The following is a 25526-nucleotide window of genomic DNA, read 5'->3' on the forward strand; positions in this document are numbered from 1 at the left end:
CTACGACTCTAAGAGGACAGTTGCGATACAGAACCTAACAGCGGTTCGCGCGCAACGTTTTCAATCAGGCTGCGCAGCGCGTCCTTCTCCTCGTCGGGATCGGCGACAAGCACTTCAATCTCGTCGAGCTTCGCGGCAATCGCCTGCGCAACGCGGCGATGACCGATCTCAATGGTGAAGCCATTGCCCCGACCGCGCTGCGCGGTGACGATCGGCGGCTGGATGATACCCACGGCCTTCACGGTTGCGAGCAGCAACGCGTCGCTTTGCGGCGTGGACTTGGTGCGGCGCGTCGGATCGGGATTCTCCGTGAGCGCACGCGGGTCGACCTTGATCAGTTTCATGGGATGATCTCCATTTCAGGGCTTGCGGACCGCGCCATTTCGCCGGTCCTTCTTCGTCTTCTTCTCGAAGACCCCTGCGCCGCCGCAGGGCGCGAGTGGCCGGCGCAACTGCCGGCGAGCATCCCTGCCCGGCGACCAAGCGGGGCTGACAGCCCTGCGCCGGGCGCCGCGGCCGGGATCGCGGAGGCGGCGGTTGAGGCTGCGTCGGCGGCCCGAGTGCCCTGCGAGGCCTTTTTCCTTTTTCGGTTCGATTGCTTTTTGCGACGCCGGCGCAACGCCGCGCGCGGAGGCTCGCCTAGGCCGCGATCGCTTTCGCTTCGTCCGCGCCCGCGACGTCCGAGGCGAGTGCCTTCTCCACCTCGGCAAGCTGCCTTCGCTTGTCGGTAAGCTCGGCGGCGAAGGCGAAGTCGCCGCCTTCCCGCGACTGGTAGGCGGCCAGGCGGCGGCGCGCATCCGTGAGACGTTGGCGAAGACGTTCCTGCTCACCCTCGAAATCGGCCACTGCATGCTCGAGCCGCGAGATCGCGCCGAGCGGCGTCACCGTCACCGGAAGATCGATCTCATCATCGGTGCCGGTGCGCATCAGCGCAGTCGCGTAGCGGTAGCTGTCGCGGCCGACGCGCGCGCCGGAATATTGGAGATCGAAGCCGCCGATCGAAGCGATCATGGTCTCGCCCTCCTGCTGAAGCTGGACCAGGGTGAGGATCTCTTTCAGCAGCGCACGTCCCGCCTCTTTGCGCTCGGCGTAGCGCCTGCCCGTCACGCTCATTGCGAAGGCCTCGCCCGTGGTCGGGACGAGACGCGCAATATCGTGGCCGATCTCCGCGATGCGCCGGGTCGAGAATTCGATGTCGCGCTCCGCGTCGCGAATTTGGCGTCGGATCGCGTGCTGGCCGTCGATATGGGCGGCGCGGAGACGTTCGAGCCGCGCGATGTCGGCCTCGAGACCCGCCTTCAGCATCAGTCTCGGATCCCCCGAGGCGATTGCCTTGGCCATGGCGAACTGGTTCGCCTGGGTTTCGCCCATATCCTCTAGCCGACGGATCGAGGTGTCGCCGGACAATGCGGCCGCGATGAAGCGCGCCTTCCGCTCGTTGTTCTGCCACATCTGCGCATCGAGACTGCCTTCGGTCGCGTAGGCGAAGATGTCGACTTCATCGTGCTGGTTGCCCTGTCGCACGATGCGGCCTTCGCGTTGCTCGATCTGCGACGGAAGCCACGGCACGTCGAGATGGTGCAGCGCTCTCAATCGGAGCTGCGCATTGACGCCAGTGCCCATCGTATCTGACGAGCCGAGCAGGAACCGAACCTTGCCGGCCCGCACATCGCCGAACAATCTCTGTTTGGCTTCAGTCTTCTTGTGATCCTGGATGAACGCGACCTGGCCGGCTGGGACGCCCATGCGGATCAGTTCGTCCCTAATCCAGCGGTACGCGGAGAAACCTCTCGTCTTCTCGACGTTGATGGTGCCAAGATCTGAGAAGATCATCTGCGCGGCGCCGGAAAGCTCGAACGGCTTGCCGTCGGGGCGCACATAGCTGTTTTCCGCCGTCTCCTGCCAGATGCGGAAGGCGTTGGAGATCAGCTTGTTGAGCTTGTTCTCCGGCTCATTGTCGTTATCCGAGTCGACCAGGCGCAGGTCGATCGCGGCGTGGCGGCCGTCCGTAATGACTGAGAGCAGGATATCGTCGCCCGGCTCCGGCGGACGGTCGCGCTCCTCAATCGCCTTGATGCGCGCGTCGAGCAGCACCTGGTAGCGCTTGAACGCATCGGTCGGCTTCGCGGTCAGGATCTGGCGTCGGCCGGTCGAGATCGCCGGCACCTTTACATACTGCCGCAGATCCTCGGGCATCACCACGTCCGCGAAGGAGCGGAACATGGCGATCAGCTCCGGGACGTTGACAAAGGTGGCGAAGCGCGTAACCGGCTTGTATTTGCCGGAGGGTTGGAGCTCGAGTTCGGTCGACACGTCGCCGAAGGTCGAGGCCCAGGCATCGAACTCGTGCAGTCCACGCTCGAGCAGCGCAGCGTAACCGAGATAGCGCTGCACGGAGAACATCTCGCCAAGCGTGTTGGTGATCGGCGTGCCGGAGGCGAGGACGAGCGCCCGGCCTGGGTTTTTCGTTTGGACGAAGCGCGACTTCACATAGAGGTCCCAGGCGCGCTGCGAGCCGTTGGGGTCTATCCCCTTCAACGTCGACATGTTGGTGGCGAAGGAGAGCTTCCTGAACTCCTGCGCTTCGTCGACGATGATCTGGTCGACGCCGATCTCCGAGATCGTCAGGAGATCGTCCTTGCGTGTGGCAAGGGATTCGAGCCGCTCCTGCAGGCCCTCCTTCAACCGCTCGAGCCGCTTGCGCGAGACGCGGTCCTCGCTCTCAACCTTGGTCAGCAGCGTCTCGTAGAGCTCGAGCTCGTCCTGAATCATCTGCTGCTCGAAGGCCGACGGCACGCCGATGAAGCGAAACGCAGAATGCGTGATGATGATCGCGTCCCAGGTCGCCGTCGCCGCACGCGACAGGAAGCGATGCCGCTTGTCTTTGGTGAAGTTGGTCTCGTCGGCGACGAGGATGCGAGCGTTGGGATAGAGCGCGAGAAATTCGCGCGCCGCCTGCGCCAGGCAGTGGCCGGGAACGACGAGCATGGCCTTGGCGATCAAGCCCAGTCGGCGCTGTTCCATGACCGCGGCCGCCATGGTCATAGTCTTGCCGGCGCCGACGGCGTGGGCGAGATAGGTCGAACCGGCCGAGACGATGCGCCAGATGCCGCGCTTCTGGTGCCCATAAAGAACAAAGGCGCCAGAGGCGCCAGGGAGCTTCAGATGAGACCCATCGAAGGCTCGTGGGGCGATATTGTTGAAGCGATCGTTATACACCCGCGCCAGCCGGTCGGTCCGATCAGGGTCGGACCAGATCCAGCGCTGGAAGGCGTCCTTGATCTTCTGCAGCTTGGTCTTTGCCGCCTCGGTATCAACGACATTGAGAACGCGTCGCTCGCTCTCGCCATCCTTGACGATATCGAAGATCTGCGGAATGGCGCTGTTCAGCGCATCCGAGAGAAGCTGACCAGCATGTCGGCGGTCAGTACCCCATTCCGAGGTGCCGGCGGCCATCCACCCAAGCTGGCGCGCCTCCACGGTCCATGAGGCAAGCTCGGGCATGTGGTGGATTTTAATCTCGGCATCCATCGCCTCCTTGACGAAGGCGACGATGTCGGCCGCGGGAATCCACGGCGCGCCAAGCCGTGCGGTGATGTCGGACGGGCGAAGATCGGCGGGCTGGACGCTCTGCAGCGCGGTGACGTTGCGCTCGTAGGCCGGATCGAGCGCCGCGGCAGCCTCCGCGGCCTTCAGCCGATCACGCACGGGACCGGACAGATAAGCGTCAGCGGTTTGCCACGACCCGTCAGCCGGATCGCGGAAGATGGCGCCACCGAGTTCGGCAACAACATCGTCGCAATCGCGATGCAAGAGCTCGGCGATGTGATCGACATCGACGCGGCCACGCTCGTTGAGAACAACAGCAAGCGCATCGGCCGCGCTGGCGATCACGGGCGCGGAAGGCGGCGCGATCACCCGCTCGGTAAAGATCGGGCCTGGCTTCGCGGTATTGGTCTCGAGGTCATAGTCCTCGATCGAGGCGACCAGCCAACAATCGGGATCGTCGAGAAACGGCTGGATGTTGGCGCGGCGGTGCGTTTCGCGCACCTCGCCGGTCTCTTCATCCTCGGTCAAAGAGACCGTCGTGAAATTGATCGGGCCAAAATCGCTCACGAAATTCGACCAGGCGATGCGCAGCCGGACCTGCGCGTCTTTCCACGGCCGGTCGTGCTCCTGCGCCTTCAGCACCTCGCGAACTGCATCGCGGATCGGGATCAGCTTTCGGACGATGCGGACATATTTCTCCGGAATGCCCTCGGCGCTGCGGCCCTTCCGGGCCTTGATCGGGACCGGCTGGCCGTCGACCATCTGCATCAACCCGTGGGCCTTGTCGAAGAAATAGCTGCCCTCCCGCACATGCCGGTCGGATGGCAGATCGGCACCGGGATCGCTGAGCGCCTCCAGATGTGCATCGATCATCTCCGGCTCGCCGTCATAAACGGCTTCCGGGAGGAGAGAGACCGCGGCCGAGATGGCGACTGTGAGGTCATCGCCGACGCGAGGAAGGCATGTGTAGGTTTCACCGAAGGGACCGGAAGTGAGGGCGTGAGTGCCCAGCACCAGATGCGGATGCTTCGCGAACCAGCGGTTCACGCGGATCGCGCCTTCGTCGGCCGTTGCCGGTCGGACCTCGTCGAGATCGAGCCACGATAGATCGCCTTCCGCATCGCCGATTTTGCGCTTGCGGAAGAACAGGATGTCGACGACCACATCGGTGCCGGCACTTGCGCGAAAGCTGCCTTCGGGCAACCGGATCGCGGCGACTAGGTCGGCCGACCTGGCGATATGCTCGCGTGCGGCGGTATCCGCCTTGTCCATCGTGCCCGAGCTCGTGACGAAAGCGGCCAACGCCCCCGGCTTCAGCAGGTCGATCGCTCGCGCGATGAAGTAATCATGCAGTCGCAGACCCATGGATCGATACGCACGATCCGACCGCACGGTCCGATCGGAGAACGGCGGATTACCGATCGCGAGGTCGAAATTCGCCGGCAATTCGGCTCGCGCAAAATCAGCGACGATGATGCGCGCCCGCGGCTGCAGTAGCCGCACGATGCGCGCCGTCACGGGATCGAGCTCAATGCCGGTGACGTGCGAAGCCTCGTGCAGCCCCTCCGGCATCAGCGCCGGGAACAAACCCGTGCCAATGCCGGGCTCGACCACGCGGCCACCGCGCCAGCCGAGCCGCTGCAAGCCGGCCCAGATCGCGCGAACGATGAACTCCGGCGTGAAGTGGGCATACTGCGTGCAACGGGCAAGCGAAGCATGGTCGAGATCACCGACGGCGTCCTGCAGGTCCTCGCCGATCGCTTCCCATCCACTCCGGAAATCCGTCTCGCCAGGGCGGCGGAAGACAAAGTTGGCGAGGTCGGAGGCACCGAAGCCGGTGAAGCGTATGAGCTGCGCCTGCTCATCAGCGGTCGCGGGACGCGCGCCAGCGTCAATGGCCGCAGCAAGCCGGATCGCCGCGATGTTGTCGCGAGCGCGGTCCTTCCAGCCTTTTGCCAGTACGCGGTCGCCGGCGAGATGAAAGTTCATTCCGCGTTCGCGGTGTGCGGATGACGTCGCGCGCGCGACTGCCGTGACAGGCCTCGCGGGCGTGATTGCCGACGGGGCGGGATCGTCCCCGTCTGGGCCCGCCGCTGGGCCATCGGCGAAGGCGGTTACGCCGAGGCCGAGACCGGATGACAGCGCGGTGCTGCCGAAGAGATCGAGGGTAAAGGGATCATCTTGCGCCATTGGAAGTCTCCTTGAGATGAAGGCGCGCGTCATCGTCCCGCCGCCTTGTGCGGCGGGATGCGAGACGTGCCGGGATGGAAGGGGAGCGGCCCTGGTCGGGGTTCAGAGCCGGAAGGTGCGAACGAGCTCCTGATGCCTTTGGTGGCATCCGAGCATCTCGCGATAGAAGCGCTTGCGTGCTTCTCTCATCGTCAGGCCGCGGCGATGCTTCTTGGCGATGCGGGTGTTCGCGGCCCGCACAACGTCGCGCCATGATGCGAAGACATGGACGCGAAGCCGGTCGTAGCTGCCTTGCATGGGAGCGCTCCCGTGGTTACGCCGCGAGCGCCGGGAGATGGCGCAATTGTACAGGCAGTTTGGCCGCGATCTCGTCGTCTGTCAGATCGCAAAGCGGCTTGAGAACGGTGCCAAGGCCGCCGCAATAGACGAGAACCGTACGCCGGCCCTGCAGAGGCGCCGGCCAGCCTTTGCCGGCATAGCCGCGATAGTCGTCATGGGTGCTCGACCAGATGTGTTCGAGACGCTCATCCCGCGTCATCGCCTTCGCCGGCCGCGATTCACGCGCGATGATCGCAGCGCGCATGCGCTCGACCGAGCCCTTATCGAATAGATTGCAATAAGCGTGGAAGAAGCGCTTGCGGCCGTCGACCAGTAACGCGAAGAAGATACTGGTAACGTTGTCCGTCATGAACTCCCGCATCGCGAACATGTCGGCGCGCATCCACAGCGGCGGCAGGATCTCGAGCATGTAATCATGCTCGCGTTCGGCGATCTCGAACCACTCGCCGGCGAAAAGGTGCTCGGCATCGCTCTCGACCACGGCCGGATCGCCGCGATGGCGGTTGAACATGCGAAACATCTCGGCGCGCGTGGCGACGCCTTCGAAGATCTTGCGGATTGTGGGTAAGGTGTGCATCGGCGGCTCCTCTTGGCCTGGCCGGACTGATGCGCGAGCAATCCGTCTGATCCCTCATCACTTCAGTCCTTCTTGACACCTTTCCGGCGGCCGCCTCTCCGGTCCGGCGGGTCAAGGGCCGCGGCACGCGGGCGAAGCTTTACCCTTGACGCGCCGGCCGGGCATGCGGCAGCGGTTCATCCCCCATTTCCCATTTCCTGTTTCTTCGGCTGGCCGCGCGGGCATCACGCGGCCGCCTTGAGCGCTCGCCACCAGGCGATGCGCTCTTCGCGCGTCGCATTGGCAAGCCGAAGGAGAAGATCGCCATGGCATGGCCGTGGCGCGCAGAAGCAGACGAGGTTGCGGCCGCGTAGCTCGTCGAGGGCGCGCAACAGATCGTGCTGGTCGGCGAGCCAGCGCTCGTATTTCGCGATGACAGCCGCGCGATCGCCATCCGGGCCGATCCGGAATGGATTGCCCCATCGCGAGCCTCGATCGATATAGACGGCGCCCGCCGGCACACCCGAATGATGCTTGTTGAGAACCTTGCACATCGTCTTCGCTCCTGATCCCGTTGCGATGGATCAGCGGCCAGGCGCAGACAGGCTTCGCCTGTCACGCATCGCCTGCGATGCGGGAACGGCTTGCCCGTTGACAGGCGAGAGGCTGCGCCCAGCGCTTTCCGAAGCTATGGGTCAGGTTGCGATGGCCAGCAGGGTTACGAACGGGCGAGCGCGGTTTCGCTGAAACTATCGCTGGCCGCCGTGGGCATCGTCCGCAACCGGATGGATGCGATCGTCGTCGAATGCGACGTCCTCGATCACGGTTTGCCTACCGTCCTGGGTAACGCGGTCGATAAAGGCGATGACGCCTTCCCTCCGCTCGTCGAGGTCGATGTGTTCAGGATGCGCCACGAACGTCATGGCCGCCTTCGCGGCGGTCTTCGCTTTCTCGATCGCCTCGGCGTCCGTGGCCGCTTCAACTTGAAACCGTCATAGGCGCGCAGCCAGAATCCGATCTTCACATTGTACTCCGTCACGATGCGCCTCCCTCGCTATCGGGATCGCGCGCTCCAGCGAGAATGGCTTCCGCCTTGGCGATCGCCGGTTGGGCGCGTTCGCGCCAGAAGACTGGATCGGGCGGCGTCCCACCTGGACTTGCCAAAACCTTGACGAGACCGAGCAACACCTCGAACTGCTTTGCGATCCGCTCCGCGGTCTCGGTGTAGTGTGAGGGGATCGGTTGCGCTGCGCCGGAATAGGCGGCGTCTGCGCCGGACCAGATTCCCGTCACATGGGTTTCGCCGGCCGACTCGTAATCGCGCTTTTCGTGATCCCAATCATCGTCCTCAATGGCGAGCCGACAGGCTTGCGCCAGTGTCCCCGCTTCGTAGGTCTTGTGCCGATAGACCGGCAGGCGATAGGTGGTTTCGATGGTCCACAGAGGCATCGGTCGATCCTTCCCTTTGGGTGTTGCAAACACCTCGGGGCGGCCGCCTCTCCGGTTCGGTGGGTCAAGGGCCGCGGTACGCGGGCGAAGCTTCCCTTGACGCACCGACTGGCAGGCGGCATCGACCTATGCGCTGACCTGAGCCAATTCGTTCTCCAGTCGTGCAACCAGATTCTTCAGATCCTCATTCCAGTCGCCTGCACGCGGCTGCGATCGCGCGTAGAGAGCTGACGCCTCCGCCGCAATGGCGTGAATTCGATCGGCATAGACGTCGCCTTGCCGGTTGTTGTCGGTCGCGGCGACAAGCCGGGCGTCAGCGCGCCTCGCTAAACTGCGGATCGCCTGGTCCGTTGCCGGCGACCAGCCGCCGCCCGTGCTCACATACAGGGTGTCGGAGCGCAGAACCTCGATCGCAGCGAGGCTCAGGGCGTCGATCGCGGCCTCGGTGACGCAGATCCGCAGGGCGCCGATCGGGCCGAGGCGGAAGAGCTGTTTGCTCCCATTGGTGGCGAAGCCGCGCCAATGCGGACCACGCTCTTCCCAGCCGATGACATGGCCGGCGAGGTCGTGGTGCGCAGCCCACATGCTGCCCTGCGGTCCCTCCCGCAGGCAGCGTTGAGCGACGGCTGCGGCGATCACGCTATCGGGAATACAGCGCTCGCCGGCGAGATACCGCCAGGTGGCGGAGCCCGGTCTGGGCAATGAGCGGCGGGACCAACGGCTGGCAATGGAGACCATCGGCGTCGGTTTCGGAGCTTGCGTCCAGACCGGCGCTGTCGGGACGAACCCGACCAGGCCGGCGATACGATCGCAAGCCTCGGGGAAACCCTTGGCGCCGAGATGCTCAGCCAGATCGAAGACATCGCCTTTGGCCGACGACAATGGATCAAACCAACCGCGACCTTCGTGAATCACGATGACGATGTCGGCCCCACGCCGATATTTGAGCGCGCGCCGCGTGCTTTCCTTGAGGTCGATCTTCCAACCATCTTTCTCAAGCACGGCTGCGCACGTCACCTTGGTGCGCAGCTCTTCAATATCGTTCTTCTCCATATCCTCACACCGGGCGCGCTGCCGCCACCCGGTCCTTTCTTCGGTTGGTTCTTCTGGTTCCACAGGCTCGGAACGGGACCGACCGGCCGCGAAGCCTGCCGGAGGCAAGGGCGCGATGACAAGCGGTCCAACACGTTGGATTCCAGCCGCGGCGCAGCTTCCCTTGCCTGCGGCAAGGCGCCAGCGGCACCGGTCTCCCGGCTCAATGAGCCGGGGTCCATGGGTCGTATTCGTGGATGACTGTCACTTCATCCTGCTCGAGCTCCGCCGTCGGCATCACGCCGAACGCGCCGTCAACCTCGAACAGCGTCACCGGCACCATGAGCGTGCGGGCGAGATCGAGGGCGTGATCCTGAGCGAGGGTGAGATTCTGAGACATCGTGAGGCTCCCGTCTTGGTGCGGGGACCATCCCCGCTCGACAGGCGCCGATGTGTTCGGGCACGGTCGCGGTCACCTCGCAGGCGCAGCCGAAGAGGTCGCACGCTTGCGTAGCGAACCCCTCGCGGGTTGATCGTGGAAGGCCGCGCCCGGACCAAGGAAAGCCCATTCGAGAGCGGGGTGGTCCTTTCCCGGAAGCAGGGCCCCGAATGTCACGGTCTCAACGAACGATGCTTCGCCCACGCAACGTCATGCGACATCCGCGCTGTCCTTTTGAGACGAGGACGGCTCCTGCTGATTGATCGCTGCGAATGAAAGAGATCCGTATCTCGCGAAGCGCGGCTCAAGCCGCGTCGGCTAGTCAGATCGCTGCGGCAACTGGTTCTGGCTCGCCAGATCGAAAAACCGGGTGAACTCTCCTTGAAACGTCATCGCCACCGTCCCTGTCGGGCCGTGCCGCTGCTTAGCGATGATCACCTCCGCTTTGCCGCGCGCCTCTCGCATTTCGGCTTCCCAGGTGAAATGCTCGTCGGTGCCGGGCCTCGGTTCATTGTTCTTGAGATAGTACTCTTCGCGATAGACAAACATCACGACGTCGGCGTCTTGCTCAATTGAGCCGGACTCCCGAAGATCGGAGAGTTGCGGGCGTTTCTCATCGCGGTTTTCGACACCGCGTGAGAGCTGCGATAGCGCGATGACCGGGACGTTGAGCTCCTTGGCCAGCGCTTTCAGCCCCGTCGTAATCTCGGTGATCTCCTGCACACGGTTCTGCGCCGCGCGCGCGGATTTGCCCTGCATGAGCTGAATGTAGTCGACGACGATGAGGTGGAGACCTCGCTGTCGCTTCAGGCGGCGGGCTCGCGCCGCGAGCTGGGCGATCGAGATAGCGCCGGTCTGATCGATGAAGAGGGGTATCCGGCGCATTTTCTGGCGCCGGTCGAGGAGCCGGTTAAATTCGGTCTCGCCGATTTCGCCGCGCCTGATGCTGGAGGAGGAAATCTCGGCCTGCTCGGCGAGCACCCGCGTCGCAAGCTGCTCCGACGACATCTCCAGGGAGAAGAAAGCGACGATGCCGCCGGCGGTGGGCTGCGGCGCGCGGTCGACCTGCCGTGTCGAATCATAGGCGCTTGCGACATTGAACGCGATATTGGTGGCGAGGGCGGTCTTTCCCATGCCGGGCCGCCCTGCGACGACAATGAGATCGGTCGGTTGAAGACCACCGAGCCTGGCGTCCAAATCCTTCAGCCCGGTTGCCAGCCCCGAGAGCTTGCCGTCGGATTCATAAGCCTGCGCCGCTCTGTCTATGGCGCTGTCGAGCGCGGTTTCGAACGTCTCGAAGCCTCCGCCATAGCGGCCGGTTTCCGCGATCTCATAGAGGAGCTGCTCGGCATGCTGAATCTGCTCTTGCGGCGCGCTATCGACCGCCGCTTCGAATGCGCTGCTGAGCATGTCTTCGGCGACCTTGATCAATTCACGTCGCACGGCGAGATCGTAGATGGTCCGGCCGTAGTCGGGGGCATTGATGACCGTCGTCGCTTCCGCCGCCAGGCGCGCGAGATACTGAGCGACGGAGAAGCCTACTATCTCAATCGTCGTCGGAAGGAAGGCCTTCAGCGTAATCGGATTGGCGACCCGGTTGGAGCGGATCAATTCGCCCATGACTTCGAAAATGTGGCCGTGCAGGGGCTCGAAGAAATGGTTCGCCTTCAGAAAGTCGACAACCCGGTAATAGGCGTCATTGTTGATGAGGATGGCGCCAAGCAACGCCTGCTCAGCCTCAATGTTTTGCGGCAGCTCGCGGTATGTCGAGCCGGCCGGTGCTGCGAGTTTGAATGCGGCTTCCGCCATGTTTGTCTGTGACCCGAGACCAATTGACGTGCAGGACCTACGCGGCACAGATGATCATGCGGGAGAAGCACCGACAGAATCGGATTTGTCGGGCGAAGTTTAGCGGTTGGGACAGCAAATCCAATCGTTAAGCTGGGGCTGGTCTGGAATTAGCGACATTGTGCTCTTTCGCGTCAGGGATGGCCGCCCGCAAGGGGGAAGACCCGCTTCGGGGCTTCCGCGCAGCCGCCAGCCCGACCCCGAAGGGGTGACGCCCAACTGCACGCTTCAAGAATGCTCAAACGCACATATGTATGTGGAACCATGTGCAACGATTATGAGCAGCACATTTTGTGGGGTGAATACTGCAAAATGATGCAGACGCTGGAGCTCGGCACCCCGACACAACAGTCGGAACGTGATCTTCCGGTTTCCGACGACATTCGAATCAACGATCTCGGTCCTGTGATGCGGGCGGCGGGCAACGGCATCGAGCTGGTGGCGATGAACTTTGGATTTCCGCCTCCGCGGCCTCGTGCTGGTCCGGTTTTCAATTTCCGCTCCGAGAACCGACGCTTTGCAAACAGCAATCGCTGCCTGATTCCGGCTTCTGCGTTTTTCGAGTTCACGGGCAATAAATATCCGAAGGCAAAGCATCGCTTTACGCTGAAGGATGCGGCTTTCATGGCAATTGCCGGCATTTGGCGCGAGGGGAAGGGCAATGAGGCGCCTGCCTTCACCATGTTGACGACATCGCCGGCGCCGGACGTCGAGCTCTTTCATGATCGACAGGTCGTGGTGCTACGACCAACGGATTGGGCGCACTGGATCTATCTGACGCGTCCAGAGAAGGACTTGCTGCGACCGCTGCCCGAAGGCTCCCTGCAAGTCGAGACCGTGCGGCCGGGGAAAGATGAAGCGGGAGCTATCTGATCGTCGGTTCCTCTGATACGAGCGCGGTGCAGCACGCGAGGGGGGCAGACGCACCAAGCCAATGGACGGCGGCGAAGATGAAGGTTGCGAATCACCACGCGGCCCATTGCCCCTCGCCAGCGTGAGCCGAAAGGACCGGCCGGCGCCTCCCTTTGGACGGCACCAGAAACAATCCGTAATCAGCCATTTGCCGAAGGGACCTAGAATGCCGGCCGACGAGCGGTTATGAATCGGGCGGGGCGGTACGCGCCGCCCTGGGGCTTGGAAAACCCCTGTTAGCGGTTGGTGCCGGCCGTGACGGCACCGCACTCCTTGACCTTATGGTCGGGGAGCCTGTGGCGTATGCAACAGGTTCACCCGAACTAAAGGCCACAGGGCCGTCTAACAGCGGTTTTCCAACTCCCCGATCACCAAGAGTCAGAGAGGGTTCGTTTGCGGGGGCGTACCGCAGACATTGTCCTCATCGGGGAGGGAAGAGATGGGCAGGGCCTGGAACGAAAACAAGAAGGGGCTGGAAACGCAGGCCGTCGCCGCGCACCGCGCTTATGTCGAGGCGCTGGTGGCCTGGGAACGGACAATCCATCGCGCAACCTGCCCGATTTGCCGCCCGAAAGGGGTGTCCGACGCGGAGCAAGGACGACGGTGCGAGCTCGCCGAGGCTAAAAAGGAGCGTTGCCGGGCGGCCTTTCGCGATCTTTGCGACGAGCTGGGTTACGTACCCACCGGATACGGCGTCCACATGCCGCCGGAAGATCAGAGCCGTTTCTGCCGCAAGTGCGACAACTAAGCGTCCTCTGGCGAGGTAATTTTGCCACCCCTGACAAAGTTGACGAACCTGACGAAAGCCCCCATATTGGGGGTCGGAGGTGGCTCATGCCGGTTACACGGAAAAAGGGCGGCGAGTCCCGCGGACGTGCTGGTCGGCGCGAACCGCTGACGCTCAAATTTGCAACATCGCTGGCCTCGGGTTTTGTCACCCGGAAGACCACGCGCGGTCTCCTCTCCGGCTTTGTCGACGCCGTGAAGCGCGCGGAACGGACCGGCAAATCGGTTCGCATGACGGTCGAGGTCGACCCGGCGGCCGCAACTCCGCGCATTGCGGTGGAGGAGGTTGCAGCCGCGCCGTCGGACGAGCTCGACGTCGCGCTGGCAGCCGCACGCCAGCGGGGATCGGTGCGGGTCGCGCAAATCCTGAACAGCCCCGACATGCTGTCGGCCGATGCTTTCGCCGATGAGATCGGGGCGACGCGGGAGACGGTGCACAAGAAGCGCCGGCGCCATGAAGTTCTGGGCCTTGAGGGCCCGAAGCGCGGCGTCCGATTCCCAAAATGGCAGGTCAGCGGGTCCGGCGAGTTGATTCCTAGCCTGCCAGAGCTCTTCGAAGCCCTCGGCGATCATCCGTGGTCGGTGTACCGTTTCTTGCTGGAAGAGCACAGCGAGCTCGCCGGCCGCACGGGGCTTGAGGCCCTCAGGGCGGGGCAGGTCGCCGATGTGCTGGCGGCTGCGGAGTCGGCCGGTCGGGGCGCCTTCCCCTGACGAAAGCTCCGACAGATCCGCTGCCGCCGCCTGGTTTCGAGTCGCGCCCGCTCGTCCTAACCGAGGTCGGGCGCGGCGCGCTGTGGCGCCGGCTCTACCAGACGCGGTTTCGCGATCCGCTCGGCTATGGCTTCGGGCCTAGCCGATTCAGCGATCCGGAGACCGGTTTGGTTCCTCCCGAACGCTTCGGGGTGGTTTATCTCGGCAGCAGCGTCAAAGTATGCTTCGTTGAAGCCATCCTTCGCGATCGCGGTGCAGGGCGCACTCAAACGTTTCCGATCGAATGGCGCGAGCTCGAAGCCTGGACCTGCGCCGAGATCCGCGTCGCGGCGCCGCTCAATCTCGTCGACTTTCGTGGCGACGGGCTTATTCGCATGGGCATTCCAACCGACGTCGCTCGTGCGCGCTCACAGGACCTGGGACGCGCCTGGTCGCGCGCCGTCTGGTCGCACCAGGCGCAGCCCGACGGGATCATCTACGACTCGCGGCTCAACGGCGAAACGAACGTCGTCGTATTCGACAGAGCGTTGCCGAAGCTCGCTGGCCACGGAACACCGCGTTTGGTTGAGTGTCGCAGCGACTTGGCCGCAATCATCACCGCGTTCGATCTTGCGATCATCTGATCGAGATTTACCGACTACCCGCAGCGAACGAGACGGGAGGCACAGTTGGACGACATCACTCTGAAAGGCCGCCTGTTCAAGGCGCTCGGCGGTTTCGGCGACAAACGCATCAAGGATTTGAGGAAGAGCGATTTCTTCATTTGCGATGATCGCGACCATGCTGCGCGCGACGCGAGAGGCGAACTCTTCCTCTGGTATTGCACGGTCGGGCTCCGGGTCATCGCCGGCGAGCTCGTTCACATCGAATTGGGCAAGGCCATGCCCAGGAATGACGCCGTGAATAAATGGTGGACGGAGAACACCGTCGACGGAAAATACGGAATAAAGGTCATCGCGATCGCCAAGGGCGAGGAGCACAAGCTCGGCGAGCTGGCGAAGCTCATCGCGGCCATCACCAAGAAGCCGTATTCTGTAAAAGCTTACAAATACGTTTGCCCCGAGGTTGCGTCGGTTCTCAGAAACACCGAGAAAGTGCTTGGCGCGGCGTGGGCGGATTAGATTGATGCTGCGCCCTCCACCCGCAGCCTCGCGCGCGTGATCGATCGGTCCGACGAATCAATCCTGCGGCTTTGATTCAAAATATCAATTGGACTTCGCGCATTGGCTGGTGCGACGATTCGCTATGTCATCCCCTCATTTCGTCGATCTCGGTCGGGTCCACATCGTGCTGGAGCGCATCGATCCGGCCAAGAACATGGCGCGGTTTTACGTGCTGTCCGTTGAACAGACATTGTTCGGCAACAGCGCGTTGGTACGAGAATGGGGATGTATTGGAAGGCTCGGCCGTCGTCGCAGCGAATTCTTCGGTCAGGTCGCTGACGCGCGCGTTGCGCTCGACACATGGCTTGCCCGCAAGAGAAAACGTGGTTACGTCCAACGCCGCACGCGTCCTTAGAATACCTCCGAATTTGTGGAATCACGCAGCGCGGCGCGCCGCAATGGTGGTTTGTAGCCATACCGCCTTGGCGCCGACCGTGACCAACTCGGCTTGTTGCAACAGCCGAGGAGTTCCCCATGCTGATGGTTATTTCCGGTTCGGACGTCAGTCGACATGCCGCCCTGATGGATCGCGCTTACCGCTTTCGCCACGCGATCTTTGTCGACGAGAAGGGCTGGGACGAGTTGCGTCAAGCTGACGGTTTGGAGCGCGATCGCTTCGATGACCCCCATGCGATTCATCAAATCTGCCTACGCGGCAATGACATCGTGGGTTATCAGCGTCTACTGCCCACGACCCGGCCGCATCTCCTGAGCGACGTGCTCAGCGACTTGTGCCGCCGGCGCCCGCCCCGCGGCCCACGTGTTTTCGAATGGACGCGGTTTTGCGTCGCGCCCGGCCAACGCGAAATGCGCCCACGCGGCGACAGTCCGTTCCTCGAGTTGGCGCAAGGCGTGGTCGAATGGGGAATGGCGAATCGCGTGGACACCGTCACAGTCGCCATCGACTGGCGCCTGATGGTGATTGCAATGCAACTCCGCTTCTTCGTGCGGCCGCTCGGATTCCCCAAACGTATTGGCCGTGACGAAGTGGTCGCGCTGCGCATGTCGTTCAATCGTGAGACCTTGGCCGCGATCCACGATGCGCGCGGTTGCGATGCGCCAGTGCTGACGACGGCGCCTTGGCCGTCGGCAGCCTAACAACAAGAGAAGCGCAACAGGAGGAAGTAAGGTGATTCGGACTGCCGATACAAAGATCGTCGCTCATGAACTGCACACACGATACGATCATGTTCGTGCTGTCACGTTGATCGGGCGAACCTTGCAGAAGGCCCTGTTTGCGGGCCGATCAGACGAGGTGGTTTTTTGGGCCTTGGTGCATGCTCACTACCGGGGCGGCGATCTTTGTGCGACGACTGAAGAGCAGCTCAACTTTTTCGCGCCATTCATCATCCGCGACCCGTCGGAGATCAACTGACCGGCTTAGACGTCGTTCGGGCCCACGATAACCGATGCCGAGGAAGCGCTCGGCGGATTCGCGGCAACGCCGGTCGAAGTCGGAAAGTCGCCTGGCCCCGTTGGCGCCTGGACGCAGACGGTCGAGTTCTGTCCGGTGAAACAGGAGACATCGTAGCCCGCACCGCGCACCAAATAGGTGCAAACGCTCACACCGTTTCCATCCTTGACATTGCGTGCGTTACAATCCCCGCTCGCCACGTAATTCGCGAGCTTGCCGTTCGACCCGCAACCGAACTGGCAAGCCATCAGGATCGACGACTGGTCGATTGTCGCACATTTCGAGCCCGAGCAAACTTGCTGGCCGACGATCGAGGTCAGCCCGTTCTTTTGTGCCTGGGCCCAGGAATTCTGTTCGTATTGCGTCCAGGCAGCCGTCTGCGCGGAGGGATTGTTGAGGAAACTTTGGGCGCTGCCGCTGTAGTAGCGCTCGAAGGTGCCCGGGCAGAACTGGAACGCGCCGAGGCACCCGAACTGATTGACCGTTCCGAAATTCCCCTCGCTGCCTGAGACCTTGGATGCGAAGTCCGCGCAGTTCGACGGGATGCCGGCCGCCGTCAGATTTGCGGCCGACTCGCCAGCAAACGCCGCCGCTGCCGACAGGCAGAGGAGAAGACCCGCGTCGGCGATGGCGCGACGGACTGCATGTCGCGCATTCATGGCTTCGCTCCGGTGATCGCGAATTTGTAGTCCCCGTTGACGAGCGTCATTCCGTCCTCGCTGAGCGCGAACGGGTGTTGGGCAAATTGGGTGAGCGTCTTATTTGCAGCCAGATCGGCGAAACGCGGATCGTCGGGTGGTACGATTTGATGCATCAGATCGGCGACAAGCACCGTTCGGCGTCCATCGGAGTCGACGCGGACAAGGCGCGTCGGGCAGGTGCCGGACGAGCAGTCCTCGTTCCAGATCTGCGAGACGATCAGTTCGCCCTTGGGCGTGCGCAGAACAAATTCGTGGATCGTCACAGTGCCCTTCGGGCCAATCGCAAGATCGTTCCCTGTCCAGATCCCGTCGGGATCCTTCGCGACGTTGCGATACGAGGTCTTGTAGGCAAAACTCATCTCCGCCGCGCTCGACGGCGAAGCAAGGATCAATCCGGCAAGGCCGAGGCAGCTCAGCCATGAGGCGGTGGCGCGCATGGTCGGATTTCTCCTGCGAACGGTTCGTGCCGATTGACCGGTGCTAGTGCAGGGGCACATTGAAAGAACACCCGTCGACGGCCGCATGATTGACGATCATTCCGATCTTCACCGTCCTGGTCGGAACGTCATAGGAGGCGTAAGCGGCCGTCGCGGTCGTATCGACGCCCGCGCCGGCTTCGGGTTCGAGAAAACAGGCACGGCCGGCCTCCAGCGTGCGCACCTGCACGCCTTCATAGATGGCCATGCGCAAAGGGCAGAGCTTGATCGTCACATGAGCGACCCGATCGACTCTCTTGACCTCGCAGGCGGTCGCGGTGTTGAGGGCGCTGAGAACGACCGAGCGTCGCGCACTCCAGATGACGAAATGGGCTTCGGTAACCGGTGCATTACCGGCCGCAAAGCGCTCGTCGCCCCGCGCGCGATAGTTCCGATTGTTCTCCTCGATCGCGTCCTTCCAAATGTCGGTGTAGGTGGCTGTCACCTGTGACGGCCGTTGCAGATCCGCGTAGGACATCGGCCGCCAGGTCCCTGGATCGGGGGTCAGCGACTGTGCTTTGGCTACCGTGAACGCCTCGCCCGTCATCAGTCCCATCCCCATGAGCAGCACGGCTCCGAGCCGCCTTCGCTTAGAACGACATCTAATATACTGTCTTTCGCTTGTCGACACATTTGCGGGTTGCACGGACGAGCGGTCCTACTCGTATCGTGGCCGGCCGGGCAGCCACCCCCAGAAATCCTTCGGGGACCTTTCGCGATTGCGCCAAGGAACCGCGGCGAGCGGCGGATAGACCGGCTGCATCGTCCAAATAGCGTCGTAATAATAGAAGTTCGCGGTCTCTCGCCGCATACGCCGACCTGAGCCATCGAGAAAATCTGTCGCGCAATGGACGACGGGGCCGCGATAGCGGGTCACGCGAGCGGTTTGCTGGTCGAGCATCCCGGGCTTGCAGCCGAAGAGCCAGATCGAGACGGGATAGCTGCGATTCCCCGGCGCGGTCGCCAACAAGCGCAGATAGGCGGCATTGGCTTCGACCTGTGTCGGATAGGGGAAGCGCTCGGTCAGGATCGGCGCGAACGTCGACCGGTCGGGCGCATATTCCAATCGCCCAGGCTTGACTTGTTCAGGTGCGAAGAGCGGTTCCGGACCAAGCGGCGGTCCGTTCACGACAGGACCTGCCGGAGCAGCGCAACCGGCTAGGAGGAGAAGAAGCGGAAGGACGAGGGCGTTTGGCCGCGATTGTGTTGTCACCGGCGGACCTCATTATCCAATGCCGATTGCCGGTCCCGTCGCGTCCGCCAGTCCCATGGCATTTCGAAAGTGCTCGACCACAAGCCGCGATAAGCTTTGCGCGCGTCCGCTTGGGCGGCGGCGTAAGAGGGGATCTTCAGATCGTCCGGCGCCAGCGGTGCGAGGACCGCAACGCCGTCGTGGAGCATGTCGGCGGCGAGGTCGGCATGGCCGGCAGTCGCGCAGCGGACAAGCTGCTCGTCACCCTCCGCGCGCACGCTGCCGCACGCAAGCCATCTGTTGAGGGTTGCGGTGACGAGCCAGGCTACGGCCATGGCGCCGCAAGGCCACGGCTGCCGTCCGAGCCGGGCCGTTTGATCAGGCGCGCAGGCCTCGATACCATAAAGCCGGTAAACCGTGCGGGTTTCAATGTCCCGGAAGCGGGTGCCGTCGATCACCTCGACACGAAGGGGCTGCGGTTGCGGCTGCGTTTTCGGAGTGTAGATGCTCGACGGCGCGTTCGCGGACTGGGCTCCCGCATTGCCGGGCAATAGCACCAACCCGGCAACTGCGATCAGGATCGCACTAAGCCGCGTCATCGCGCGATCCGAGATCGAGCTTGTGGAAGACGTTGGCGATGATATCGGTCGTGTAGACGGTCTCGCCGTCCTTCTTGTAGCTGCCGTCGGCGATACGACATTCGGCATACACCGCATCGCCTTTCGCGATGTTGGCGATCGCCCATTGGGCCGCCTTTTCGTTGAGGATCGTGACGGTCACCCAGTGGGTTTCTTCGCGTCGCTCACCCTTTGCATCCGTCCAGGCGCGGTCGGTCGCCACATTGATTTTCGCAGCCTTGTTGAAGGCCTTCGGCGCTTGGCCGACGCGGCCGCGCAGAATGAAGAGGTTCGTACTTCGCAAGGCTGTCTCCTATGGTTGCTGTGGGGTATTGGACGACGGCGCCACGGCGGGCGCTGGCAATGTCAGCTCTGAGGCGGCCGGGCGCTGCAGCGTCTTAAGAATGATCGCATTCGGATCGGGGAGATCCGCAAACGCCCAGAGACCGGCCTTGCTTTGTGCTGCGATCTCTTGGGCGACCCAATATGGCGGATGGACCGGTTGGCCATCGGGTTTGAGCGAGGCGAACGCGAATCCGGTTGCGATCAATGCCGTCCCAAGATCGATGCGGGAGCCAGCGCCTGCGCCTGTCGTCGGGATGGCGACACAAAAGACGAAGATGGTGCGTGTCTGCGGCACTTCGACGGCATTGTAGCATTGCGGTCGCAGATCGCGGGTCAGCGCGACGAGCATCGCGAGCGAAGCTTCCCCGCAATCGCGCTTCAGCCCGTGGCCGTTGGTGAAACTCGTGCCGCGAAGACAGGCTTGGACGCCGTAAAGGCGATAGGTCACAGCATCGGCCGACCAACTGTCCCCCGTCAGGTAGATCGCGTTTGGCGGCACGGGAAACCAAGCCGGAGACGATGTCTGAGCGTTCGCGGCGAGCGGCATACTGCAGAAGGTCAGCACGGTGAGGAGCCGCCGCAGATGCCGCATGTCAGTAGCCCTGCAGCGAGAAGTAGACACGTTGCACGCCGTTGGCCGTCGTGATGTCAACGAAATATGGATCGTCGCGCGCCTGCCGGGGCGTGGTCGGATAGTCCGTGGTGCAGCCGTTGTCTCCCGAGCATGTCTGCGAGGGCCTCGACAAATCGGCGCATAGATTGCCGTTCAGCGCCGCCGAATAGCCTGCGTCGCCGTCGGAACCCAACTGCACCGCCGTCAACCCGGCTGGACAGGCCTGATAAGGCTCATATCCAAGACCGCTCGCATTGCCTTCCGAGCAGCTCGGCCAACTCCCTCCATGCGCCAGGCTGTGAAACAGGCTCTGCATCACGGGCACGCAATAGGGAATCCCTGACCAGCTCGGATTGCCGGCGGCCGCGCACAGCAGCACCTTGCATCCAAAGGAGGCGTCCTGCGCCTCGCCGCGGCCCGCGCCGGCCAGCATCGCCGCGCCAGCCACGCCGATCAACAAAGCTGCACAGCGCGTCATCGTCCCTCCGCAAGCGAGCCTGGTGTGGATCGATCATCTCTCCTGTTGCCAGAGTATCAACATTCAATATATTGTCTATTCGAAAATGCGGGGCGGGGTGGCATGTCGAGACGCGCCATAGCAATAGGTTTCGGCCTTCTGGCTGTGGTGTCCAGCGCCCAAGCGCAGGACACCCGGCTCGCAGCCGTCGACGGATCCGGTCGGATTTTGCCGGTCGCGTCGCCGGTCGCCGTCGTTCAAACCATCGGCACCGTCAGGGGCGCCACGCCGTGTCCGAAGGCGAAGGCGATGACGCCCGAGGACGCGCGCGCTTTGATCGGCCGGATCGCGGCCGAGGAGCGTTTCTCGCCCGACTTCACGCTCTCGGTCGCCAAGAACGAGAGCCATTTCGACGCGATCGCGCTGTCGGATAAGGGCGCTTTCGGGTTGATGCAATTGATGCCTGACACGGCACGGCGCTTCAAAGTCGATCTGTGCGATCCGGCCGACAATGTCCGTGGCGGCGTCCGCTATCTCCAGGCGCTCACCACCCGATACCGCAATCCCCTCTATATCGTTGCGGCCTATAACGCCGGCGAGGACCCGGTGGACAAGAACCGCGGCCTGCCGCCTTACCCCGAAACCGTGCGCTTCGTCGCGCAAGTCATCAACGACTTCTACGCCTGGCCGAGCCCAAGCGCGGCTGTGTCGCGTCCAACGCGCGACAAGTCCGCTGCGGTCGCCGACCTGATCGAGCCTCCGCAAACCGGCTCCGTCACTGAGACAAAACCCGCCGCCCAGTCGCGCGATCCGGCGCAGTGGAGCGACGGGTTCGTCATGCATGTCGACTAACGGGAGGGAGCCGATGAGACGATCGCTATCGAGACCAATTCTGGGCGGAAGCCTATTTCTCTTGAGCATGGTGAATGCGCAAGCGCAGTCGAGCGGGGGCACGCTGCAGCCTGTTCAATCGACCTTGACGCAATTGGTGTCTGCGCTCACAGGGCCGATCGCCACCGCATTGGCGACCCTCGCCGTCATCGCCTGCGGGTTTTTCGCCTGGTCTGGCCGGCTCACTTGGGGCATCGCCGGCAGCGTCATCTTTGGCATCGTGCTGGTGTTCGGCTCGGCGCAGATCGTCCAGTTCTTCCAATCGGCGGTCGGACAATGACAGAAGACGAGCTCGAGGACCCGCTGATCACGCCGCTCGTCAAGGCGCTGACCCGCGCGCCGACACTGATGGGTGTGCCGTACATGTATTTCATGTTCAACGGCGTGGTCTCGAGCGTCTGCTTTCTTGTCTCGCACAACCTCTTCATGTTGCTGGTCGCGATCCCGCTGCATCTCTTCGGCTTCGTGATGACGCTGCGCGACGACCGCATCTTCGAAATTCTTTTCGTAAAGTCGACCAAATGCCCCCCGCGCTCGCGCGGATTCTGGGGCGCCGACAGCTACGCGGCATGAGGTGACGGCAATGGTGGCGCGCGCACTCCTCGATGAACTGACCTTCGGCACGATCTCCCGGCGTGAGCGCCCGGTCGCCTCGCATGTGCCGTATACCCGCCATGTCGATGACAACATCATCAAGACGCGCGACGGCCTCGTTATGACCGTGCTCAAGCTCGACGGCTACTCGTTCGAGACCTCGGATATGAGCGAGGTGAATGCTCGGCTTCTCGGCCGCAATGACGTCGTGCGGACGCTGGCAAACTCGCGTTTCGCGCTGACGGCGCATATCATTCGCCGCGAGGTCCAGCCGCGCATCGAATCGACCTTCGACAACGTGCTCTGTCGCGAGCTCGACGAACGCTACGACGCCGCGCTTTCGAAGCGTCGGATGTTCGTCAACGATCTTTATCTGACCATCATCAGGCGCCCGCTGCAGGGACAGGCGGGAACCTTCGATGCCATGCTGACGAAGGTGCTGGGCCGCAAGGACGCGGGTGGCGAATCAGTTGCGCGACAAACGGCGCTCAACGAACTACGCGACGCCGCGACGGCTGTGCGTGAAAATCTCGCCGGCTATGGCGCACGTCAGCTTGGCGTCGTGCGCCGCGAGGGCGTCTGGTTCTCCGAGCCGCTGGAATTTCTGGTGCAGATTCTGAACGGCGGCATCCCGCGGCCGATGGCGCTGCCGCGCATGGACATCGCCGACGCCTTGTCGTTGAAGCGCCTCTTCTTTGGCCGTAACGCCATCGAGGTCCGCGGCGCCGGGCCGGAAGACAGCCGCTTTGCCGCCATGGTGGCGATTCGGGAATACCCGGCTCAAACCGGACCAGGCTCGTTCGACAATTTGCTGCGCGTGCCGCACGAGTTCATCGCGGCGCAGAGCTTTGCGATCGTGGACCGGCCGGAGGCCGCCAAGCAGATCGACCGCGTCTCGCGCCAGGTCGACATGTCGGATGAGGCCGGGTCGATCGTCGCCGAACATCTCGATGACGCACGCGACGAATTGCTCGCCTCGGAGGCGATCTACGGCGAACACCACATGACGGTGATGTGCCTCGGCCGGGATCTCGCCGAGGTTGGCGCTGCGGTGACGGCGGTCGGCGCTGCGCTAACCGATCGCTCAGTAATCTGGGTGCGCGAGGATCTCAACTGCGAGCCCTCGTTCTGGGCGCAGCTTCCGGGTAATTTCGGCTACATCGCACGCAAGGCGATCATCTCGTCGAAGAATTTCGCGGGCTTCACGTCGCTGCACAATTACCCGAGCGGCCGGCCGGACGGCAATCATTGGGGACCGGCGATCTCGGTGTTCGAGACCACGTCGCAGACGGCTTACTATTACAATCATCACGTCCGCGATATCGGCAACTTCACCGTGGTCGGTCCCACCGGCTCCGGCAAAACGGTGTTCCTGTCCTTCATCGCGGCGCAAACCCAGCGCATCGAACCGCGGCCGAAGCTCGTCTTCGTCGACAAGGACCGCGGGGCGGAAATCTTCCTGCGCGCGCTGGGCGGCCAATATGAGACGCTGGTGCCGGGTGAGCCGACCGGATTCAACCCTCTGTCGCTTCCTGATACCGCGCCCAATCGTGAGTTTCTTTACCAGCTCTTCGCCTTCATGCTGCGGCCGGCGAATGGCGCAGAGCTGACGGCCTCGGAAGAGCAGGTGATTCGCAACGCCATCGCAGCGGCGCTCAGCGCCGGCCCCGAGGGGCGGACGTTGAAAGCCTTCTCGACCTTGCTGCGCGGCCGCATCCGCGCGGGCGAGGGCGATCTCCTAGCCCGGCTCGAAAGCTGGTTGCGTGCCGATCAGAGAGGCTGGCTGTTTAACAACGAACAGGACCAATTCTCGCTTTCGACCGTGTTCGGCTTCGACATGACGCGCGTGCTCGACGATCCCGTCGTGCGCACCGCGGCGCTAATGTACATCTTCCACCGCATCGACGAGCTCCTGACCGGCGATCCCGTCATGATCTTCCTCGACGAGGGCTGGCGGCTCCTCGACGACGAGGTTTTCGCCTTCTTTATCCGTGACAAGCTCAAGACCATTCGCAAACAGAACGGCATTGTCGGCTTCGGCACCCAGTCGGCGGCCGACATCGTGCGCTCCAAGGCCTCCAATACGCTGATCGAGCAGACCAGCACCAACATCTTCTTTCCCAATCCGAAAGCCGACGACGAGAGCTATCGGCAAGCCTTCCGTTTGTCGGGACGCGAAGTCACCTGGATCCGTTCGACCGCGCCCGAGAGCCGGTCCTTTTTGATCAAGCATGGCCGCGACAGCGTCGTCGCGCGTCTCAACCTCGCCGGCATGCCGGACCTGATCAAGGTCCTGTCGGGGCGCACCGAGACGGTCGCCGAACTGGACGCGCTGCGCGCCAAGCTGGGAGACGATCCGGCAGCATGGTTGCCGGTCTTCATGGGGAGGGCGGCGTCATGATCGGACGCATGGTTCTGGTTGCGGGCCTTATCGTTGGGGGCGCGGTCCCGGCGCTGGCCGACATTCCGGTGAATGACGCCGCTCAATTGACGCAGAAATCGCTGACCGCGGGCACGACCGTCAAATTGGTGCCGGTGACAACGCAGCGGCAGGATGCGAACAACGGCGTTCATTGCGCGGTCACGACCGGCAAGAAAGCCAGCGTGACCAACCCGACGGTGCAGCCGCAGAGCGGAGCCGGCGCGCAGGCCATCCAATCTTATGCCCCGGATCAGCCGACGACCCCGGATACGACCGCCCAGGGCGCGGCGCTCAACGACCAGACTCTCTTTCAGTCGAGCGGCAATGTCGTGGCCGGACTCAATGCCAGCGGTTCGACCATGACCGCAGCGAAATCCGCCTTCCAGTCCGCGAGCCAGCAGGTGGGCACCGCCCAGACCGTCATGGCGTCGATCGACATGAACAGCGCGGCGCGGCTGCAGAACAATCTCGCCTGGAACGGCGCGATCGGGTCGGCGAATCTCTGGGTGACCGCGATCAACGCACTCAACCTCGCCATGACAAGCGACATGAGCCGCGCGGCGCTCGGCATGCGTGCGACGTCAAACACCAATAGCCAGCCGATTTCGGGACCGGCGTGCCCGGCCGGACTGATCGGCTCGGGAACTCCATCGGATCCGTGCCGCACGCCGTCGACCTGCTCGACCACGCCGCCCGGCTCGCCGCCTGATCCCGCCTGCGTCAGCGCGCGCTACGTCGATACTGACGGGAATGTTCTGTTCTATCTGGCGCAGATCCAGAACGCGGCCAATGCAGCGGCGCTGATCTCCAGCAACAGCCACTAGGGAGGC

General features: G+C 63.2%; 30 protein-coding genes and 1 pseudogene. 13 read left to right on the top strand and 18 right to left on the bottom strand.

Translation table 11 applies throughout. The annotated features are described in order from the left end of the window. Positions 1-38: 38 nt before the first annotated feature. From HL671_RS26400 to HL671_RS26445, 10 genes and pseudogenes are all read right to left on the bottom strand, one after another. A pseudogene (locus HL671_RS26400) lies at positions 39-344 on the bottom strand (ParB N-terminal domain-containing protein); the annotation flags it as partial. A 295-nt stretch (positions 345-639) separates the two neighbouring features. Beyond that, positions 640-5739, bottom strand: coding sequence for a helicase-related protein (locus HL671_RS26405; protein ID WP_172240165.1), 5100 nt, complete (start codon positions 5737-5739; stop codon positions 640-642). A gap of 102 nt (positions 5740-5841) precedes the next feature. After that, on the bottom strand, positions 5842-6036 hold the full coding sequence (locus HL671_RS26410; RefSeq protein ID WP_172240168.1) for a hypothetical protein: 195 nt from the start codon (positions 6034-6036) through the stop codon (positions 5842-5844). 16 nt (positions 6037-6052) lie between these two features. Then, complete coding sequence (locus HL671_RS26415) at positions 6053-6655, bottom strand: DUF1419 domain-containing protein (RefSeq protein ID WP_172240171.1); 603 nt, start codon at positions 6653-6655, stop codon at positions 6053-6055. Between the two features lie 224 nt (positions 6656-6879). Further along, the gene (locus tag HL671_RS26420) at positions 6880-7188 is read right to left on the bottom strand and encodes a DUF4326 domain-containing protein (protein ID WP_172240174.1); all 309 of its coding nucleotides are present in this window, start codon (positions 7186-7188) and stop codon (positions 6880-6882) included. A 195-nt stretch (positions 7189-7383) separates the two neighbouring features. Further along, positions 7384-7557 (bottom strand): hypothetical protein, encoded by a 174-nt coding sequence (locus HL671_RS26425; RefSeq protein ID WP_205733541.1) that lies wholly within the window; start codon positions 7555-7557, stop codon positions 7384-7386. A 112-nt stretch (positions 7558-7669) separates the two neighbouring features. After that, positions 7670-8083 carry a hypothetical protein gene (locus HL671_RS26430; protein WP_172240177.1) on the bottom strand — a complete coding sequence of 138 codons (414 nt, stop codon included), beginning with the start codon at positions 8081-8083 and terminating at the stop codon, positions 7670-7672. Positions 8084-8209: 126 nt separating this feature from the next. Next, the gene (locus HL671_RS26435) at positions 8210-9136 is read right to left on the bottom strand and encodes a DUF3991 and toprim domain-containing protein (RefSeq protein WP_172240380.1); all 927 of its coding nucleotides are present in this window, start codon (positions 9134-9136) and stop codon (positions 8210-8212) included. 202 nt (positions 9137-9338) lie between these two features. Next, the gene (locus HL671_RS26440) at positions 9339-9515 is read right to left on the bottom strand and encodes a hypothetical protein (protein WP_172240180.1); all 177 of its coding nucleotides are present in this window, start codon (positions 9513-9515) and stop codon (positions 9339-9341) included. Between the two features lie 357 nt (positions 9516-9872). Next, entirely contained in the window at positions 9873-11363 is a 1491-nt protein-coding gene (locus HL671_RS26445; protein WP_172240183.1) for a replicative DNA helicase, read from the bottom strand. Positions 11364-11666: 303 nt separating this feature from the next. Between HL671_RS26445 and HL671_RS26450 the strand changes: the two genes are divergently transcribed. The 8 genes from HL671_RS26450 to HL671_RS26485 all read left to right on the top strand — a co-directional run bounded on the left by HL671_RS26450 (position 11667) and on the right by HL671_RS26485 (position 16349). Then, positions 11667-12275 carry an SOS response-associated peptidase gene (locus tag HL671_RS26450; RefSeq protein ID WP_172240186.1) on the top strand — a complete coding sequence of 203 codons (609 nt, stop codon included), beginning with the start codon at positions 11667-11669 and terminating at the stop codon, positions 12273-12275. A 478-nt stretch (positions 12276-12753) separates the two neighbouring features. Next, positions 12754-13062 carry a hypothetical protein gene (locus HL671_RS26455; RefSeq protein WP_172240189.1) on the top strand — a complete coding sequence of 103 codons (309 nt, stop codon included), beginning with the start codon at positions 12754-12756 and terminating at the stop codon, positions 13060-13062. A gap of 86 nt (positions 13063-13148) precedes the next feature. Then, positions 13149-13811: a hypothetical protein gene (locus HL671_RS26460; protein ID WP_172240192.1), complete on the top strand. Its 663-nt coding sequence runs from the start codon at positions 13149-13151 to the stop codon at positions 13809-13811. 80 nt (positions 13812-13891) lie between these two features. Beyond that, positions 13892-14434 (top strand): RES family NAD+ phosphorylase, encoded by a 543-nt coding sequence (locus HL671_RS26465; RefSeq protein ID WP_246705970.1) that lies wholly within the window; start codon positions 13892-13894, stop codon positions 14432-14434. Positions 14435-14479: 45 nt separating this feature from the next. Next, positions 14480-14932: a hypothetical protein gene (locus HL671_RS26470; protein ID WP_172240195.1), complete on the top strand. Its 453-nt coding sequence runs from the start codon at positions 14480-14482 to the stop codon at positions 14930-14932. A 196-nt stretch (positions 14933-15128) separates the two neighbouring features. After that, the gene (locus HL671_RS26475; RefSeq protein WP_246705971.1) at positions 15129-15329 is read left to right on the top strand and encodes a WGR domain-containing protein; all 201 of its coding nucleotides are present in this window, start codon (positions 15129-15131) and stop codon (positions 15327-15329) included. Positions 15330-15448: 119 nt separating this feature from the next. Beyond that, positions 15449-16072: an acyl-homoserine-lactone synthase gene (locus HL671_RS26480; RefSeq protein WP_172240201.1), complete on the top strand. Its 624-nt coding sequence runs from the start codon at positions 15449-15451 to the stop codon at positions 16070-16072. A gap of 31 nt (positions 16073-16103) precedes the next feature. Then, positions 16104-16349 (top strand): hypothetical protein, encoded by a 246-nt coding sequence (locus tag HL671_RS26485; RefSeq protein ID WP_172240204.1) that lies wholly within the window; start codon positions 16104-16106, stop codon positions 16347-16349. Between the two features lie 5 nt (positions 16350-16354). Here the strand turns inward: HL671_RS26485 and HL671_RS26490 are convergent, their stop codons facing one another. From HL671_RS26490 to HL671_RS26525, 8 genes are all read right to left on the bottom strand, one after another. Then, positions 16355-17047 carry an acyltransferase gene (locus HL671_RS26490; RefSeq protein WP_172240207.1) on the bottom strand — a complete coding sequence of 231 codons (693 nt, stop codon included), beginning with the start codon at positions 17045-17047 and terminating at the stop codon, positions 16355-16357. Beyond that, positions 17044-17526 carry a hypothetical protein gene (locus HL671_RS26495; RefSeq protein WP_172240210.1) on the bottom strand — a complete coding sequence of 161 codons (483 nt, stop codon included), beginning with the start codon at positions 17524-17526 and terminating at the stop codon, positions 17044-17046. Before HL671_RS26495 ends, HL671_RS26490 begins: the two co-directional genes overlap by 4 nt. Positions 17527-17569: 43 nt before the next feature. Next, positions 17570-18112 carry a hypothetical protein gene (locus HL671_RS26500; protein WP_246705961.1) on the bottom strand — a complete coding sequence of 181 codons (543 nt, stop codon included), beginning with the start codon at positions 18110-18112 and terminating at the stop codon, positions 17570-17572. A gap of 111 nt (positions 18113-18223) precedes the next feature. Further along, on the bottom strand, positions 18224-18694 hold the full coding sequence (locus tag HL671_RS26505) for a hypothetical protein (protein WP_246705962.1): 471 nt from the start codon (positions 18692-18694) through the stop codon (positions 18224-18226). Positions 18695-18774: 80 nt separating this feature from the next. Continuing rightward, on the bottom strand, positions 18775-19356 hold the full coding sequence (locus HL671_RS26510) for a nuclease (protein WP_172240219.1): 582 nt from the start codon (positions 19354-19356) through the stop codon (positions 18775-18777). Further along, positions 19343-19678 (bottom strand): single-stranded DNA-binding protein, encoded by a 336-nt coding sequence (locus HL671_RS26515; protein ID WP_172240222.1) that lies wholly within the window; start codon positions 19676-19678, stop codon positions 19343-19345. The genes HL671_RS26510 and HL671_RS26515 overlap by 14 nt, the downstream gene beginning before the upstream one ends. Positions 19679-19687: 9 nt before the next feature. Beyond that, on the bottom strand, positions 19688-20311 hold the full coding sequence (locus HL671_RS26520) for a thermonuclease family protein (protein ID WP_409862235.1): 624 nt from the start codon (positions 20309-20311) through the stop codon (positions 19688-19690). 1 nt (position 20312) lies between these two features. Beyond that, positions 20313-20810, bottom strand: a complete 498-nt coding sequence (locus HL671_RS26525; protein WP_172240225.1) for a hypothetical protein — start codon at positions 20808-20810, stop codon at positions 20313-20315. A gap of 102 nt (positions 20811-20912) precedes the next feature. Here HL671_RS26525 and HL671_RS26530 point away from each other — a divergent pair, with 102 nt between their 5' ends. The 5 genes from HL671_RS26530 to HL671_RS26550 are packed head-to-tail and all read left to right on the top strand — an operon-like array spanning position 20913 to position 25520. Further along, entirely contained in the window at positions 20913-21641 is a 729-nt protein-coding gene (locus HL671_RS26530) for a lytic transglycosylase domain-containing protein (RefSeq protein ID WP_172240227.1), read from the top strand. A gap of 13 nt (positions 21642-21654) precedes the next feature. Beyond that, positions 21655-21960 (top strand): TrbC/VirB2 family type IV secretion system protein, encoded by a 306-nt coding sequence (locus tag HL671_RS26535; protein WP_172240229.1) that lies wholly within the window; start codon positions 21655-21657, stop codon positions 21958-21960. Beyond that, positions 21957-22253, top strand: coding sequence for a VirB3 family type IV secretion system protein (locus HL671_RS26540; protein ID WP_172240231.1), 297 nt, complete (start codon positions 21957-21959; stop codon positions 22251-22253). The genes HL671_RS26535 and HL671_RS26540 overlap by 4 nt, the downstream gene beginning before the upstream one ends. A 10-nt stretch (positions 22254-22263) precedes the next feature. After that, positions 22264-24675, top strand: coding sequence for a VirB4 family type IV secretion/conjugal transfer ATPase (locus tag HL671_RS26545; RefSeq protein WP_172240233.1), 2412 nt, complete (start codon positions 22264-22266; stop codon positions 24673-24675). Then, positions 24672-25520: a hypothetical protein gene (locus HL671_RS26550; protein WP_172240235.1), complete on the top strand. Its 849-nt coding sequence runs from the start codon at positions 24672-24674 to the stop codon at positions 25518-25520. Before HL671_RS26545 ends, HL671_RS26550 begins: the two co-directional genes overlap by 4 nt. The last annotated feature ends 6 nt before the right edge of the window (positions 25521-25526 follow it).

The organism is Bradyrhizobium denitrificans (assembly GCF_013179005.1).
Lineage (GTDB): Bacteria > Pseudomonadota > Alphaproteobacteria > Rhizobiales > Xanthobacteraceae > Bradyrhizobium > Bradyrhizobium denitrificans.